The organism is Paenisporosarcina sp. HGH0030 (assembly GCF_000411295.1).
In the GTDB taxonomy this organism is placed as follows: domain Bacteria; phylum Bacillota; class Bacilli; order Bacillales_A; family Planococcaceae; genus Paenisporosarcina.
On the sequence record NZ_KE150421.1, the window covers coordinates 2,397,504 to 2,412,869 of the forward strand.

The 15,366-nt window shown below is 39.8% G+C and carries 14 protein-coding genes and 1 pseudogene; 2 read left to right on the forward strand and 13 right to left on the reverse strand.

Annotated elements, in window-relative coordinates; genetic code table 11:
* Positions 1–5: 5 nt before the first annotated feature.
* Both HMPREF1210_RS11440 and HMPREF1210_RS11445 read right to left on the reverse strand, forming a co-directional pair.
* Positions 6–1,304 carry an NCS2 family permease gene (locus HMPREF1210_RS11440; protein WP_016428849.1) on the reverse strand — a complete coding sequence of 433 codons (1,299 nt, stop codon included), beginning with the start codon at positions 1,302–1,304 and terminating at the stop codon, positions 6–8.
* Between the two features lie 254 nt (positions 1,305–1,558).
* Positions 1,559–2,317 (reverse strand): hypothetical protein, encoded by a 759-nt coding sequence (locus HMPREF1210_RS11445; protein ID WP_016428850.1) that lies wholly within the window; start codon positions 2,315–2,317, stop codon positions 1,559–1,561.
* A gap of 188 nt (positions 2,318–2,505) precedes the next feature.
* Between HMPREF1210_RS11445 and HMPREF1210_RS17395 the strand changes: the two genes are divergently transcribed.
* A complete protein-coding gene (locus HMPREF1210_RS17395) occupies positions 2,506–3,663 on the forward strand; it encodes a polysaccharide deacetylase (RefSeq protein WP_016428851.1) in 1,158 nt (385 codons plus the stop codon).
* Between the two features lie 119 nt (positions 3,664–3,782).
* Here the strand turns inward: HMPREF1210_RS17395 and HMPREF1210_RS11455 are convergent, their stop codons facing one another.
* The 5 genes from HMPREF1210_RS11455 to HMPREF1210_RS11475 form a co-directional block, all read right to left on the reverse strand.
* On the reverse strand, positions 3,783–4,496 hold the full coding sequence (locus HMPREF1210_RS11455; RefSeq protein WP_016428852.1) for an ABC transporter ATP-binding protein: 714 nt from the start codon (positions 4,494–4,496) through the stop codon (positions 3,783–3,785).
* Positions 4,493–5,272, reverse strand: coding sequence for an ABC transporter ATP-binding protein (locus tag HMPREF1210_RS11460; RefSeq protein WP_016428853.1), 780 nt, complete (start codon positions 5,270–5,272; stop codon positions 4,493–4,495). The genes HMPREF1210_RS11455 and HMPREF1210_RS11460 overlap by 4 nt, the downstream gene beginning before the upstream one ends.
* A complete protein-coding gene (locus tag HMPREF1210_RS11465) occupies positions 5,262–6,212 on the reverse strand; it encodes a branched-chain amino acid ABC transporter permease (protein ID WP_016428854.1) in 951 nt (316 codons plus the stop codon). Before HMPREF1210_RS11465 ends, HMPREF1210_RS11460 begins: the two co-directional genes overlap by 11 nt.
* 12 nt (positions 6,213–6,224) lie before the next feature.
* A complete protein-coding gene (locus tag HMPREF1210_RS11470) occupies positions 6,225–7,100 on the reverse strand; it encodes a branched-chain amino acid ABC transporter permease (RefSeq protein WP_016428855.1) in 876 nt (291 codons plus the stop codon).
* Between the two features lie 89 nt (positions 7,101–7,189).
* Complete coding sequence (locus tag HMPREF1210_RS11475) at positions 7,190–8,365, reverse strand: ABC transporter substrate-binding protein (RefSeq protein WP_016428856.1); 1,176 nt, start codon at positions 8,363–8,365, stop codon at positions 7,190–7,192.
* 391 nt (positions 8,366–8,756) lie between these two features.
* Between HMPREF1210_RS11475 and HMPREF1210_RS11480 the strand changes: the two genes are divergently transcribed.
* A complete protein-coding gene (locus HMPREF1210_RS11480) occupies positions 8,757–9,080 on the forward strand; it encodes a hypothetical protein (protein WP_016428857.1) in 324 nt (107 codons plus the stop codon).
* A 358-nt stretch (positions 9,081–9,438) separates the two neighbouring features.
* On the opposite strand, the pseudogene HMPREF1210_RS11485 reads toward HMPREF1210_RS11480, so the two are convergent.
* The 6 genes and pseudogenes from HMPREF1210_RS11485 to HMPREF1210_RS11510 all read right to left on the reverse strand — a co-directional run.
* Positions 9,439–9,915, reverse strand: a pseudogene (locus HMPREF1210_RS11485) (GyrI-like domain-containing protein); the annotation flags it as partial.
* Between the two features lie 32 nt (positions 9,916–9,947).
* Positions 9,948–10,508, reverse strand: a complete 561-nt coding sequence (locus HMPREF1210_RS11490) for a sugar O-acetyltransferase (RefSeq protein ID WP_016428860.1) — start codon at positions 10,506–10,508, stop codon at positions 9,948–9,950.
* 28 nt (positions 10,509–10,536) lie between these two features.
* Positions 10,537–11,097: an AAA family ATPase gene (locus tag HMPREF1210_RS11495; protein ID WP_016428861.1), complete on the reverse strand. Its 561-nt coding sequence runs from the start codon at positions 11,095–11,097 to the stop codon at positions 10,537–10,539.
* A 110-nt stretch (positions 11,098–11,207) separates the two neighbouring features.
* Positions 11,208–12,848: a hypothetical protein gene (locus HMPREF1210_RS11500; RefSeq protein ID WP_016428862.1), complete on the reverse strand. Its 1,641-nt coding sequence runs from the start codon at positions 12,846–12,848 to the stop codon at positions 11,208–11,210.
* Complete coding sequence (locus HMPREF1210_RS11505; RefSeq protein ID WP_016428863.1) at positions 12,841–13,641, reverse strand: ABC transporter ATP-binding protein; 801 nt, start codon at positions 13,639–13,641, stop codon at positions 12,841–12,843. The genes HMPREF1210_RS11500 and HMPREF1210_RS11505 overlap by 8 nt, the downstream gene beginning before the upstream one ends.
* A 233-nt stretch (positions 13,642–13,874) precedes the next feature.
* Positions 13,875–15,362: a glutamate synthase subunit beta gene (locus tag HMPREF1210_RS11510; RefSeq protein WP_016428864.1), complete on the reverse strand. Its 1,488-nt coding sequence runs from the start codon at positions 15,360–15,362 to the stop codon at positions 13,875–13,877.
* Between the last annotated feature and the right edge of the window lie 4 nt (positions 15,363–15,366).

Consider the following 15,366-nt stretch of genomic DNA (forward strand, 5'->3'; position numbering starts at 1 on the left):
TTGAATTAGCCTATGACATGAACAACGAAATTCATCAGGAACAATCCTGCAATAACGTAAAGTGCCGGCGAGACTTCTCGCCATTTACCAATCGCAATTTTCAGGATTGGATACATGATGAAGCCGATTGCAATGCCATCAGCAATGCTATAAGTGAACGGAATCATTGCAATGATGAACAGTGCAGGGAAACTTTCGCTCAAGTCTTTCAACTCGAGATTGCGAATGTTCTGCAGCATCAAACTGCCGATAATGATTAGAATCGGTGCAATGGCGCTATCCGGAATCAGTTTGATAACCGGAATGAAAAACGCAGCCACTAAAAACAACAATCCTGCAGTCACGGTTGTCAGTCCTGTTCGACCACCCGCTACCATTCCGGCAGCACTTTCAACAGAAGCAACAGTCGGACTCGTACCGAAAATACCGGACATCATCGCAGACACTGAGTTTGCCTGAAACGCACGACTAAATCTGTCTGGACGGTTGATAAATCCAACGTGCCCATGGACTAGCCCAATGTTCTCAAAGACAATGACCATTGTCAGCGAAAATACTGCAATCCAGAATGTCATGGACAGGAAATTCTCAAATGATAGTGCACCAAATGCACCAAATGCGTCAGCCAAGCCTAAAGAGGCATTGTCTGTCTGATTGACATCAATCAATCCGAAGAAATACGCAATGATGGTTCCGGACACAATCGTGATGAGAAAATTCCCAGGTACGTTGCGGATGAACAACACGATTGCTACTAAAAACGTCAAGACAGTCGCAAGCACATGTGCTTCACCCAAAGACCCAAGTGCCAAAATGGAACTTGAGCCTTTTTCGACGATGCCGCCTTTTTCTAGACCAATTAGCATAAGGAACAATCCAAGACCGACAGTGATTGCTTCTTTGAGTGAATGCGGTACAGCAGCACTTAATATTCTCGAGAAAGGCGTAAATGCAATGAACACAAAAATGACGCCAGACACAAAAACAACAGCCAGTGCTTCCTGCCAGGAAAGACCCATTGATTGAACCATCGTATAGGAAAACAACGCATTGATTCCCATTCCTGGTACAAGCAAAATTGGAACATTCCCCCAGAAGCCCATAATCAGACATCCGAACACAGAAGCTGCAATCGTTGCAACAATCGCTGCTTCGAGCGGCATTCCCGCTTCAGACAAGATAAGTGCATTGACCGCAATGATGTAAACCACCGTAAAAAATCCGATGATTCCTGCCATTACTTCCCGCTTTACCGTCGTTCCGTTCGTTTTAAGACCGAAAAATCGGTCAAACCAATTAAACATGTTTTCAACCTTCTATAAAATTAGCCCTCTCCCAACCCGCTCTGCCTGATAAACAGGTAAGCCACTAAGGATTCTAATCATAAAAAGGTCATCTGTCAATCTTTTGAGGTCGTAGATGGGGATCTATTCGCGGTTTTGGAAGTTCTATTCGCGATTCTCGCCTTTCTATTCGCGATTTCAATCATTTCATAGTATTTCCACGTCCAAAACACACAAAAGACGTCCCTTTGCCAGGCACGTCTTACGCTTTTTCTTCAAGGCTTCTTTTTCTCGTTGTCTTTTGATTTTTGGTTGATAACAAAATGTGTCAATGGATGGTCTGACCCTGTGAACAGTTTTGTTATATAAGAGGTTGTGTAGTTATACCCTGTGTCAATTTTTTCTGCTAAATAATTCGTTCGTTCGAAGAGGATGGATCGGAAATGATCAACTTGTCTTAAGATTTTTTCCGTCAGTGCTTCCTGGTTATCAAGCCGGCTCATTACTTCCGTATGAGTATTTTTTTGGGCATTCATTTGATGCGCCATCTGTTTTTGGAGAATCAGTTGCTCATCAACCTTTTGTTCCAGTTGCTCATTTCTCAACCCTACTTTGTCTAACCGATTCGCTACCTCTTGATTTGAAAGGCTTAGCTGGTTCATGTAATTCATTAAATCATTGTTGCCTAACGTTTCATTTTCCAATGTTGTTTGTAAAGCTTCACTTTTTCCATCTAGTTTCTTCAACCAATCCAACACTTGATTTTCAACCTTTTCATGGTGGTAATTCACTTTCTTTTGCTCATTGAATCCATGTTGGAAAAACTTCCACTGATTGGTTTGTTTCGTAGCTTGATTTTCCAATAAATCTTTCAGTTCACTAAATGACTGATGCAATTTTTCACTTGTTTTTTGCTGTTCTTCCAACAAATCAGTTAAGTGATTCTGTTTGAAAAATGATTGATTGGGCTCTTGTATTTGCCCATGATTTTTATAAACATCCGGGTGCTTATCTGAATTAATAAATAATCCCATCGCTACTTACACCCCTTTCCTGCAATTCTTTTTCTATCTTATGCAACAAATGCCAGATTGGCATTCAGTTCGGAATTAAAGCCGATTTTTCAAGCAATCGAACGGAAAATTTTTTCTCCTTTTCGAATCTATCTGAAGACCTTCTTTCATACACTTACTAAGAAGTTTGATAGATAAAGGGGTTATGAATGATGAAATTAACATATCCGATGTTGTTCCTTGTTGTGCTTGTTTTCATTTTATTTTCTTTGCCAACTCCCAGTCTTGCTAAAGAAGATTCAAATCGGTACATCGCATTGCATGACCGTTTATTAGCGTTCGAAAAAGAAGAAGTCCGCCTGGAGAACGCACAAATACTGGTTCCATTCGAAAAAATGTCACGTTATTTGTATGCGGACATTCAAAAGTCAGACAAACAAATCACAATCACAAAAAATGATACGTCCATTTCTTATAATTTTCTAACCACTGAAACGACAGTCAATCAAGTGATTATTTCCGACAACGCGGTCCAAATGATCGACGATATTCTGTACATTCCAGTTCGCTTGTTAGGAGAATCCACAGATTTCAAAGTTGATTACTTATCCGACATCTTAACAGTAAGACTTTATACGGATCGATACCCCCATCTAAGCCATCCGCAGTTTATTCAACAAATAAAGAAGAAACGTAACGAAACTGCATCACCGAAACCAACTCCACCTGCTGAGCCTGGAAAGCCAATTGTTTATTTGACCTTTGACGATGGACCGAATCGCTATACATCCGAGCATTTAAAAATCATGAGAAATTATAATGTAAAGGGCACGTTCTTTTTCGTTGGAAATCAGATTTCAAGTTTCAAATCATTGACTCAGCAAACTTATAATGAAGGTCACACCCTCGCTCTTCACAGCATGACGCATGACCGTAAGAGCGTTTATGCATCCGCACCAGCGTTCATAGGTGAAATGAAGAAAGAAACGGAAATGATTCAATCGCTGACTGGGTTCAAGCCTACGTTGGTTCGTACCCCCTATGGAAGTAAGCCCTACGTAACGTCTGCCATGCGTAGTTTACTGAAAAAGGAAGGCTACAAAATGTGGGATTGGGATGTCGATACATTGGATTGGAAAATATCGGAAGACAATTTCCAACAAATTATCACGAGTGTTAAAAAGGGTGTGGAAGAAGCCATTCGGGCCAAGGATCAACACATTGTGGTATTACTCCATGATCGTGTACAAACCACAAAAGCTTTACCTGGAATCATTGCCTGGCTAATCGAACAAGGGTATTCAATTCAGCCATATAAGTCGGAGTTGCACGTTTCACAAAATTTTTGGCATGATAATGAGCTTTAGAGGAACCAATTTTTAATAAGCCCATTGAAGACATTTCTTAATTTTTTTATCAAACATCGTTTTAATTCAATCCATATAAAAAAGGGAGTAGCGTTTAATCTACTCCCTTCAAAAATTGCTTATATACCACCTAGGTATGCCAATTTGATTTGCTCACTTGCTTGTAACTCTGAAGCTGGCCCTGAAACGACCACGCGTCCAGTTTCAATTACGTAACCTCGGTTTGCAATGGATAAAGCGACGTTGGCATTTTGTTCAACTAATAATATCGTCGTACCTTCACGATTGATTTCTTCAATAATTTGAAAAATAGTCTTTACCATAAGCGGTGCAAGGCCCATGGATGGTTCATCAAGCAAAAGAAGTTTTGGTTTTGCCATGATGGCTCTTCCCATCGCTAACATTTGTTGTTCTCCACCCGAAAGTGTGCCTGACATCTGTTTTCTTCGCTCAAATAATCGTGGGAATAGTTCATACACCTTATCAAAATCTTTGCTTATTTCTTTTGAATCTTTTCGTAAATAAGCCCCTAACTCCAGATTTTCCAGAACGGTCATATTCGAAAAAACACGTCTTCCTTCTGGAACATGAGATATTCCGGCTTTCACAATGCCTTGAGCCGGTTTACCTGCGATTGAAGAATTCATGTAATTAATGATTCCTGATTTGGGCTTAAGTAATCCTGAAACCGTTTTTAGTAGAGTGCTTTTTCCCGCTCCATTTGCTCCGATTAACGTTACAATTTCACCTTCGTTGACTTCAAGTGAGATTCCTTTTAGTGCCTGTATATTTCCATAGTAAACATCCAATTGATCTACTTTAAGTAAAGTCATTTCGGAACCTCCTCTCCTAAATAGGCCTCAATCACTTTAGGATGGTTACGGATATATTCAGGTGTGCCATCAGCTATTAATACCCCATGGTCTAACACATAAATTCTTTCACAGATACCCATAACCAAGTTCATATCATGCTCAATTAATAAAATCGTTAAATTGAACTTTTCTCGAACAAATGCGATTAATGACATTAAATCGTGTGTTTCTTTATGATTCATCCCCGCCGCCGGTTCGTCTAATAATAATAATTGAGGTCCCGCTGCTAAAGCACGGGCAATTTCCAATCTTCTTTGCTTACCATAAGGAAGATTTTTTGCAATCTCATCTTTGTATTGGTCCAATTCGAAAAGCTTGAGAAACTCTAAAGATTTCTCTTCCATTTCTTTTTCACCAGAAAAGTGAGAAGGCAAACGCAAAATCGAGCTAAACATCGAATGCTTCGCTAATGAATGATAAGCAACTTTCACATTATCTAAAACAGATAATTCATTAAAAAGTCGGATATTTTGAAACGTACGACTAATTCCCCCACGGGTTACTTGATATGGCGCCAGTCCATTCAAACGTTTTCCGTTGAATACAATCTCACCTTCTGTTGGTACATACACGCCAGTTAATAAGTTAAAGCTAGTTGTCTTTCCAGCACCATTAGGTCCTATAAGACCAATTAACTCTCCCTGATGGATTTCTAAGTTAAAATCAGAGACAGCCTTAAGTCCACCAAAATGAATGCCAACATTTTGTACCTGAAGTAAAGGTTTACTTACCATATTGGTTGTCTCCTTTCGAACTTTTTCGCGATTTAAAATAATCAGTTATTTCGCGTGTTCCCATTAATCCTTTAGGTCGGTATAACATGACAATGATTAAAATAAGACTATAGATAATCATACGTGTTTCGGGATAACTTTGAAGAAAAGTCGATACAATCGTTAACAGCACGGCTGCAATAACTGCTCCAGATAAACTTCCTAATCCACCTAACACAACGTATATTAAAATATCAAATGATTTTAAAAACGTGAAGTTTGTAGGTTGAATAATATAAAAATTATGAGCATATAAAGCACCTGCAACCCCTGCAAAAAACGACCCTATAACAAAGGCTGTCACTTTGTAATAAGTTGTATTTATTCCCATAGCATCTGCAGCAATCTCGTTTTCTCGTATAGAGATACATGCGCGTCCATGTCTGGAATTAGTAAAGTTCACAATCACAATAATCGTAATTACTAAACAGACGAAAGAAGTTGTCCATGTAGTTAATTGATCAACTTGCATACCTGCTGCCCCACCGACATAGTCAATGTTAAGAAAGACAATCCGAATAATTTCTCCAAATCCTAATGTGGCAATTGCCAAGTAATCACCCTTTAATCGTAAAGAAGGAATTCCAACGAGCATTCCGGCTAACGCAGCAACCAAACCAGCCATGACGATTGCAAGAGCAAAAGGTAGCTGAAGTTTCATTGTTACAATAGCTGATATGTATGCCCCAATTGCCATGAATCCCGCATGACCAATTGAAAATTGTCCCGTAACCCCAATTACTAAATGTAAGCTTACGGCTAATATTATATTGATGATAATAAAGATGAGTGTGTTTGAATAAAACAGATCCAAAACTCCACCGGTGATGAGAAATTGGATAACTCCATAAATCACTACCGATAAAATGATAAATAACCAGAATCCCTTTATCTTTTTCATATGTGCCTTCACCTACACTTTCTCTCGTGTATTTTTCCCAAAGATGCCATTCGGTCTGAAAATTAGAATTAAAATTAGAATGATGAAAGCTGCCGCATCTCTCCATAATGAGAACCCTAAGCCACTTACCACCGTTTCAACAACTCCAAGGACAAGACCTCCGACCATTGCTCCTGGAATAATACCAATACCACCTAGAACGGCAGCAACAAAAGCTTTCAACCCTGGAATAACTCCCATTAATGGTTCGATCTTTGTATAATACACGCCAAAAATAACACCAGCGGCTCCAGCTAAAGCTGAACCAATCGCAAAGGTAGCTGAAATCGTATTATCAACATTTATACCCATCAATTTTGCTGCGTCTACATCATGTGAAACGGCCCGCATTGCTTTACCAATTTTTGTTTTATGTACGATTAATTGCAAAATAATCATAAGTATCACTGATACAGAAAGGATTAAAATAGACTGACTGCTAATTTGAGCCCCGAATAAATCAAAAGAAATATTAGGCACTACATCTGGATATGCTTCCGGTTGAGCACCTCTAACATATATGACACCGTATTCAATAAGAAGTGAAACCCCAATTGCGGTAATTAAGGCGGCTATGCGAGTTGCATTTCGAAGTCGTTTATAGGCAATTCTTTCAATGAGGACACCAAATGCTGCACATGCAACCATTGACAATAATAATGCTGGGAAAAATCCAAGTCCAAACGCGGTAATTGAATAAAACCCAATAAAAGAACCTACCATGAATACGTCCCCGTGGGCGAAGTTGATTAATTTAATAATTCCATAAACCATCGTGTAGCCGAGTGCGATTAACGCATAGATGCTGCCGAGTGATATTCCGTTAATAATCTGTTGAATCCATTCCATGTATTCTCACTCCCTTATAAATTCTCAACATCTTAATAAAAACAAGATGAGAGGATGGTTGTTCCATCCTCCCATCTCAAGTTAAATCATTAAGGATTTACTTTTGTATTAAAGACTTGTTTGCCATCTTTGTATTCCAAAATTGTTGCAGACTTGATTGGATTATGTTGCTCATCAATTGTTACATTTCCAGTAACTAAAGATAAATCTTTCGTTGCTGCTAGTTCATCTTTAATCTTAGTTGTATCTAAATCTCCTGCACGTTCAATTGCGTCTGCTAACAAATAGACAGAATCATAACCAAGTGCGTTAAATGCGTCAGGTGATGCGCCGTCATATTTATCAGAGAAGCTCTTAACGAATTTTTGAATTTTCTCATCTGGATCTTCAGAAGAATAGTGATTTGTAATAAATGTATTATTAAGTGCTTCTGCACCTGCTAATTCAACTAACTTCGGAGAATCCCAACCATCAGCACCCATTAGAGGAACATCAATGCCCATTTCTCGAGCTTGTTTTACAATCAAACCAACTTCTTCATAATAACCAGGAATAAAAATGAAGTCTGGTTTTGCTGATTTAATACGCGTTAATGTCGAGCGGAAATCTGTATCTTTCGCAACGTACGCTTCTTCAGCTACAATTTTCCCACCAGCTTCTCCAAACGTTTCTTTGAAAGATTTTGCAAGCCCTTTTGCGTAGTCACTTGAACTATCAGAAAAGATAGCTACGTTTTTAATTTTCAACTCATTTGCTGCAAAGTTAGCTGCCACTGTTCCTTGGAATGGGTCGATGAACGAAGTTCGGAAAGCAAACTCGTTTACACTACCATCTTCATTAACAGTTACGTTTGGACTTGTACCAGAAGGTGTCAGTAGAATTGTTTTATTCTTATTCGCAATTTGTGCTTGTGCAACTGTATTACCGCTTGTAGCTGCACCAATAATTGCAGTAACTTTGTCCTTGCTTGTTAATCTAATGGCCCCACTTGTTGCTTCTGAACCCTCGGATTTATTATCCACTTTAATAATTTCAATTTCTTTACCGTCGACTCCACCGGCTTTGTTAATTTCTTCAACAGCAAGGTCGATTCCTTTTGAGATTGAAGAACCAAAAGAAGCAACACCGCCAGAAAGCTCTAAGTTCGCACCAATTTTAATGGTGTCTCCGTTAGCTGAACCCCCACCTTCTGCTCCGCAACCAGTTAAAATACCAGCTAGTAATGTAGAAACCACAGCCAATTTCGTAAACTTTCTCTTTATCATACGCAATCCCCTTTTTGATAATTCTGAAAACTTAATTCACAAAATGTTTATGTGAGTTTAGTAGTTAGATATTATCATTATTTTATAGTAAGCAATTTGATTGTAAAACAAGATATCCGTTTAGTCTATATTATTTTTTGTTAATTTAGATATTTCGGAATATTAATTAACATAATATAATGATTTTTAAAATTGTATATTGTATAAGTGTGCCTTTTATTAATATTATTAATCGAAAATAAATAGTTAGAATACTCTTTTTTTATTTCTTCTCATTTATATTTATCCGAAACCTAAAGCTGAATCAAAACGTACAGATGGAATAATAGGGAAAAAATGTTATTACTACGATAATTTATTCTGATACTTCAAAATGATTAGGAGTGAGGTTTTGAAAAAGTTTATCACTTTAAGCGTAACTATTTTAATTATTGGGAGTTTGCATGGAATTACTGCTTTTATATTTGACTCTAATTTTGTTGATATCGCCATTCCCTTCGGGTTAGCAGCTATATTCTTGGCATACATTTTTACAAACAAGGGCGGGGCCTTAAGTCGTCAGATGGATATGCAGATTCAAGGAGAAACCGGAATTCGAATGGCCACGACAAAAAAAGTGACCAGTCAATCATTTGTCTTCCTCGGATCAATTGTGTATTTTTCTCTGGCTCTATTACTTACACTTTATATTTATAAAGATTATTTCATTGATTAATAAGGAACTTAAAGGAGTTTTTTATGAGAAGTTTTGCAGTCATATCATTAAAATTTGTGCTGGGCATCCATACTGACTGCCCCCGAATAAATAGGCTTGAAACAGTATCTATGAAACCGAAGATAGGAAAACAAACGCCTGATACAAAAAGTTTTATTCGGTTAGGTGATGTGAAATAATCGTTGTATGGTCTTCTTTAGTCTTAGGCTCTGTTGAACATCGATATTGATAATTAAGCAAATTAAAAAGGACTCAATTGCAGTCCTTTTTTGTGTTTTTATTAATATTTGACCATGCATGCAGTAAGTATGTAAAAGATTTTTAACGGTTATTTCAGCAAGGGTACTGATACAACTATTTATTTAGGTATCACGGGAACCCACAGTTCATGTCTTGGTTTATGTTTTGGTCCGTAATAACATTCGATACATGGTAAATTAGCAAGTTCATAACCCGAAGTAGGAACCCATTCGGAATATAAACGTTTCCATGCATCTGGAATGTTCGGAAAAACTGCCCATGTACTTTGAGGAATAACGAGAGTTTCCATTCCACTTGGTGCCTCACCGTCGTATCGTACACCCATAAAGTATGTAAAATCTTCGTCTGTTATGGCAGCTTCTTTTCCACAAACCCCTAAAAGGCTTTCGAGTGTGCATTTTGGATTTTCCCATGACATATCAATTAGTTCCTGCCTAAATCCATCTTTTTTTGCACTGCCCCAAAGCAAAGGAATAATTTTAAATGGCCTGCTTGTTTTTACTGACTTACCCTTTCCCACAATTCTCATTTCAAAATCAAGATTTTCAATTCTGTACTCCATTTCCGTGTCCCCTTAATTGAAATTTGATTTCATTAACCAAAAAACTAAAATTCTATTTCCTTTATCACTCTTGCCGGGTTTCCACCTACAATCACATTTTCTGGAACATCTTTCGTCACGACTGCCCCGGAAGCAATGACAACATTATCACCAATCGTTATACCTGGATTGATGATTGCACGCCCACCGATCCAAACGTTGTCACCGATTGTAATAGATTTTCCGTATTCGTGCATCGTGTTCCGTTCTGCCGGATGAATCGGGTGGGTAGCCGTATACAAATGGACGCCAGGTCCCATAAAGCAATTGTCTCCTATACGTACTTCACACACATCGAGAATGACGCAATCGAAGTTAGCGAAAAAGTTCTCTCCTACGTGGATGTTGTATCCGTAATCGCATCGGAATGTGGGTTCAACGTATAAGCTTTTACCCGTTGAGCCAAACAAATTCTTCAGCATCTTCACTCTCTTGTCCGTCTCATATTCAAGTGTATCGTTAAATAATCTGGTTTTAAGTCGGGCTGTCCCCCGTTCGATTGTCAGTTCCGGATCTGCGGGATTGTACATATCACCAGCAAGCATTTTCTCTTTTTCAGTAGCCAAATGGTGTACCTCTTTTCTATCGCAACTTTTATAAATCGAATCTTTTTCTAATTAACTCCGCAGTTTCAGCTGCAGTCAAATGCGTATTGTTAACTTTTATGTAGTTTTCCTTCTTAATTTCCCCATCGATTGAGTTAAGCCTAAATTTATTAGCTACGCTTTTCAGATGTGCCTCTGACCATGATATGTCTCGTTTGGTTGGTTTGTGTTCCAGGCGATGAGGGGATTTATTTCGTTCAAGTCTTTCATCCATATCAGCCTGCAACTCAACGATATAGACTATCGATCCTTTTGATTCGAAAATTCGACTTATTTTCTCGACATAATCCCAGTCGACTTGCACGTCGAAACGCCACACAAACGTAAAAATCACACCATACATCTCACTTACCGCAAACTCCTCGAACATTTGCTGACGGAATGATTTAACCAACCGATTTCCCGCTTCGGTGCCGTAATCAAAAAATGGATGGACGAGCTCGATGGTCAGATGATTATGAAACAGCTTTAAGTCCGTTATCTTTTCCAGTTCATGCCCGACTGTCATCTTCCCGACAGCCTGGGGTCCCACGATGATGACAAATTTCATATTTTTCTTTCCTTTCCTGTTTTTACTTTGATAACAGAATTTCGCTACAAAGCCAATAAGTGTGGTGCCTGACACCCTGACTCAGCTTTCAAAATAATACCCATCTGTTCTCATCTAACCAAAGGCTTTGAAGATGTTTTTGGGAAGATGAGTGCCCAACCGATGACGACAGCTCCCAGTAGAAGAATAAAATAGATGGGTAATACGTAAGGGACCTTCAATGCTAAGTGATGAGCTCCGTAAAAGAGTCCAGTGACTAAAGCGAGCAATAAAGTTTTGGCGGATTTGGCTTCTTTAATGAATTTGAACGACTTAGAAAACGGATGAATCTCATTGTCGAGCAGTTTGTAGGTCACGAGAGTCTGTACGATACCAGCTAGGAAGATAATGACCAACTGCGGCAGGAGACTGACCGAAAACAACCAAGTAAAACCGATGCTGACGACAAGGAAGATTGGCATATACAGTTTCACGATGAACGATTTTAGTGTCGCGCTATATGTTGACGTAATCTGCTCAAGGGGAGTGGTCTTGAATATCCAGCTTGCTTTGTCGTTTCCTGAGTATTGGAGCATTTGAATGACTGCAGGTATCATAAAATTACAGAAGTAAATTGATAAGTATCCGTTCCCACTTGAAACTTCGTCCATGGAACTAAAGCGGGTTTGATTCACCACGAATAGGAAGGGGATGAAAAGTGACAAGGCCAAACTCGGATAAACCTTCAGTTTGAATTCCCTGTCCTTCTCCATCATCAATCCTGCAAAACGGAACATCGCTCGTTCTTCATTTGTTCGACATAGAATCTTTGCCCACAATTCGTTAACGCCACTCCATCTCTTCTTGCTTTTGCTTGAGTGAGTCAGCAACTTTTGCAAATTCCGTTCGAATGAAGGCATCATCTTCACGTAAACAATCAATGAAATGACCGGAACCAGTAAGGCTAGGATGGATAATCCAATCAATGGCGTGGAAAAATCCCCGCGCAACAACAGTTCGAATGGGGCACCGAACCAGAAGGCAGGAACAAAGAGATGCCACCAGTCGAATTGATAAATAAATCCTGACATGGTGAACTCAACTGACCTCCCAATAAGTTGGTACCCCAAGAAGATACCGATGCTCAAGATGATTTGGACATAGTTGATGATGTCTTTAAGACGCTCGCCATCAAAAAATTTCAACACCAACAAATACAACAGGGCAGTTAGCACTACAACGAACAGGCTAACAAAAATTAATACCCCCACAAACAACAGGGCAAATAAGGGACCTTGGCTGAACAAACTGACAGCTACTGGAATAGTAACAAAAGCACAGGTAATTGACACCATATAAATTAGCACATGAATGGTCTTGGCAGCCTGGATGGTCCGATTGTCAACCGGTCGGCTATTCAACATGGTTTTATCCCTTAAATCCAACAAAACGGTTGAAAAGTCGGTGATCATGGTGGTCATTAGGATGAAGATGATGATGCCGAAGACCAGGCTTAATTGAATCATATAGTTTTCACCAAGCAGGATGAAGGGAATCAATATCAACCCGTAGAGTGCATAAATGCCCAATGATTTCAGGAAGTGATTTTCTCCTTCTTCTGGATTGGCTCCATCGAAAATGGTTGGTACACGACGGTCATCCATCGTAAGCTTCAATTGAAGAATTTTTCGCATGACGTCGTAATCAATACCTACTGCTATGAACAATTTACGAAATGCATCAAGCATTCTCAGTGAGCGAAAATTATCCATTCTGCTCTCCCCCCGCCATTGTCGTGACAAGGCGTAAGGCAATATTCCGATGTTCATTAAAACCCGTCAATTGATTGAAAATGTCTTCTAGAGACCCTTGTTCACTTTGCATGACCAGCTCCTCGAACGTTCCATCTGCTACAATCTCACCTTCCACTAGAAGGATGATACGAGTACTAATTTTTTCGACGACATCCATGATGTGGGACGAATAGAAGATGGTTTTGCCGGCAGCTGCAAGCAATGTGATCATTTCCTTGACGACCATCATGCTGTTGGCATCAAGCCCGCTCAACGGTTCATCGAAAAATAATAAATCCGGGTCATGTAACAAGCTTGAGATAATCAAGACTTTTTGTTTCATTCCCTTCGAAAAGGAAGAAATGCGGCTGTCATACACTTTCTCCAGTCCGAAATTCCTCAGCAAGTCGAGTGCTTTGTGCTCTGCTTCTTTTCGATCAAGCCCATAAAGCTCACCTGTGAACGTCAAATATTCCCGTGGCGTTAAGGTCTCATACAGTTCCGCATTTTCAGGAACATAGCCAATTTTTTTCTTATATGTAATATCACCGTCAGTAATATCCTGACCGAAAATCTCCACTTTTCCCTTGTATCCATTAATCAGGCCCAGCATGATTTTAACGGTGGTACTTTTCCCTGCTCCATTCGGCCCAATATAGCCAATGATTTGACCTCGGTAAACGTCCAAATTGATTCCTTTTAAGACGGATTTATTTCCGTAATTCATCTTCAAATCGGTAAGTGACAACATCTTTTCTCTTGATCCATTCATGTTAATTCCCCCTATTATCAGTTTAACATGTTTCCAACATTTGGATGTACCTTTACAATTCTTTTAATGCTGTAATACATGGATACACTCTTGCATTAATTATTCAAACTGAGTAAAAGGCAAAAGTGCAACATGTCGACAAAGGTTAAGCTACACCTGCCATCAAATGTGACGTGTGTAAAATGAAAAAGGAGCATACTTTCCATTGTGGAAGTACACCCCTATTTGTATACCTATGGCAGTACTGTTGTTCCCATCAAGTAGCGATCACATTCCCTCGCTACCTCACGCCCTTCGTTAATGGCCCATACAATCAAGCTTTGCCCGCGACGCATATCACCTGCAGAAAAAACACCTTCTACATTTGTTGCATACTTGCCGTATTCCGCTTTGACCGTAGAGTTTCGGTTTGTTTCAACATTCAATTGCTGAAGAAGTCCTTGCTCCGGACCATTAAACCCTATGGCAAGCAAAACAAGATCAGCTGGCCATACTTTCTCGGTCCCGGGAATTACTTCGCGGACACGGTTTCCATTTTCATCGATGCGGAGTTTTACATTAATAGTATGAACTTCTTTGACGTGACCATCTTCGTTCCCTACAAAATGTGTGGTTTGAACGGCATAGGCGCGTGGGTCTTCTCCAAATTTACTGGCCGCCTCTTTTTGGCCATACTCCATACGATGGATGATGGGATATTGTGGCCAAGGATTGCCCAACTCGTCACGCACCGCACCTTTTTTATCGTAAATATCAAACTGCGTTAAACTTTTGCAATCATGACGAACGGCTGTCGCCAGACAATCTGTCCCTGTATCGCCACCCCCAATTACAACGACATCTTTGCCTTCCGCTGAAAGGAAATTGCCATCTTGAAGATTTGAATCCAGCAAACTTTTAGTATTGGCATGAAGGAAGTCCATGGCGAAATGAATGCCTCTTAATTCTCGACCCTCCACTTGGATGTCACGATGAACCGTTGCACCTCCACATAAAATGGTCGCATCAAACTCGGTTTGCAGTTTTTCAGTAGGGTAGTTCTTTCCAACTTCTGTTTTGGTAATGAACGTAATGCCTTCTTGAATTAATAAGGCAACCCGTCTTTCCACCATTTCGTATGGCAATTTCATTTCAGGAATTCCATACGTCAACAATCCGCCTACGCGATCGTTACGTTCGAAAACCGTTACCCAGTGCCCTGCTTTATTTAATTGTGCTGCCGCAGCAAGACCAGCTGGTCCAGATCCGATGACCGCTACTTTTTTTCCTGTACGTTTTTCGGGGGGCTCGGGAACGACCCAACCTTCTTCAAAACCTCTGTCGATAATGGCACGTTCTACGGTACGAATGGCAACAGGAGGTTCGTTTATTCCAAGGACACACGCACCTTCACATGGAGCTGGACAAGCTGTACCTGTAAATTCAGGGAAGTTGTTCATTTCATGTTCACGCTTCAAGGCTTCCTGCCATTGCCCCTGATAAACAAGGTCATTCCATTCAGGTATCAAGTGATATACCGGACAACCGGATGTCACCCCGTTGATTTCAGTTCCTGTATGGCATGTAGGCACTCCGCAATCCATGCAGCGTGCTGCTTGTATCTGCACTTCCTGTTCCGTCATCGGTGCAGTATAATCCTGCCAATCCTTTACACGATGTTGCGGTTCACGTTCTCGTTGCGAATAACGCTCATACTCCATAAATCCAGTTGGCTTTCCCATCGTA

Excerpts from the sequence above, each read along its gene's own strand:
- HMPREF1210_RS11470 (WP_016428855.1), bottom strand. The coding sequence starts at position 7,100 with ATGGAATGGATTCAACAGATTATTAACGGAATATCACTCGGCAGCATC.
- HMPREF1210_RS17395 (WP_016428851.1), top strand. The coding sequence starts at position 2,506 with ATGATGAAATTAACATATCCGATGTTGTTCCTTGTTGTGCTTGTTTTC.
- HMPREF1210_RS11475 (WP_016428856.1), bottom strand. The coding sequence starts at position 8,365 with ATGATAAAGAGAAAGTTTACGAAATTGGCTGTGGTTTCTACATTACTA.
- HMPREF1210_RS11495 (WP_016428861.1), bottom strand. The coding sequence starts at position 11,097 with ATGAAATTTGTCATCATCGTGGGACCCCAGGCTGTCGGGAAGATGACA.
- HMPREF1210_RS11455 (WP_016428852.1), bottom strand. The coding sequence starts at position 4,496 with ATGACTTTACTTAAAGTAGATCAATTGGATGTTTACTATGGAAATATA.
- HMPREF1210_RS11510 (WP_016428864.1), bottom strand. The coding sequence starts at position 15,362 with ATGGGAAAGCCAACTGGATTTATGGAGTATGAGCGTTATTCGCAACGA.
- HMPREF1210_RS11500 (WP_016428862.1), bottom strand. The coding sequence starts at position 12,848 with ATGGATAATTTTCGCTCACTGAGAATGCTTGATGCATTTCGTAAATTG.
- HMPREF1210_RS11460 (WP_016428853.1), bottom strand. The coding sequence starts at position 5,272 with ATGGTAAGTAAACCTTTACTTCAGGTACAAAATGTTGGCATTCATTTT.
- HMPREF1210_RS11505 (WP_016428863.1), bottom strand. The coding sequence starts at position 13,641 with ATGAATGGATCAAGAGAAAAGATGTTGTCACTTACCGATTTGAAGATG.
- HMPREF1210_RS11465 (WP_016428854.1), bottom strand. The coding sequence starts at position 6,212 with ATGAAAAAGATAAAGGGATTCTGGTTATTTATCATTTTATCGGTAGTG.
- HMPREF1210_RS11440 (WP_016428849.1), bottom strand. The coding sequence starts at position 1,304 with ATGTTTAATTGGTTTGACCGATTTTTCGGTCTTAAAACGAACGGAACG.
- HMPREF1210_RS11445 (WP_016428850.1), bottom strand. The coding sequence starts at position 2,317 with ATGGGATTATTTATTAATTCAGATAAGCACCCGGATGTTTATAAAAAT.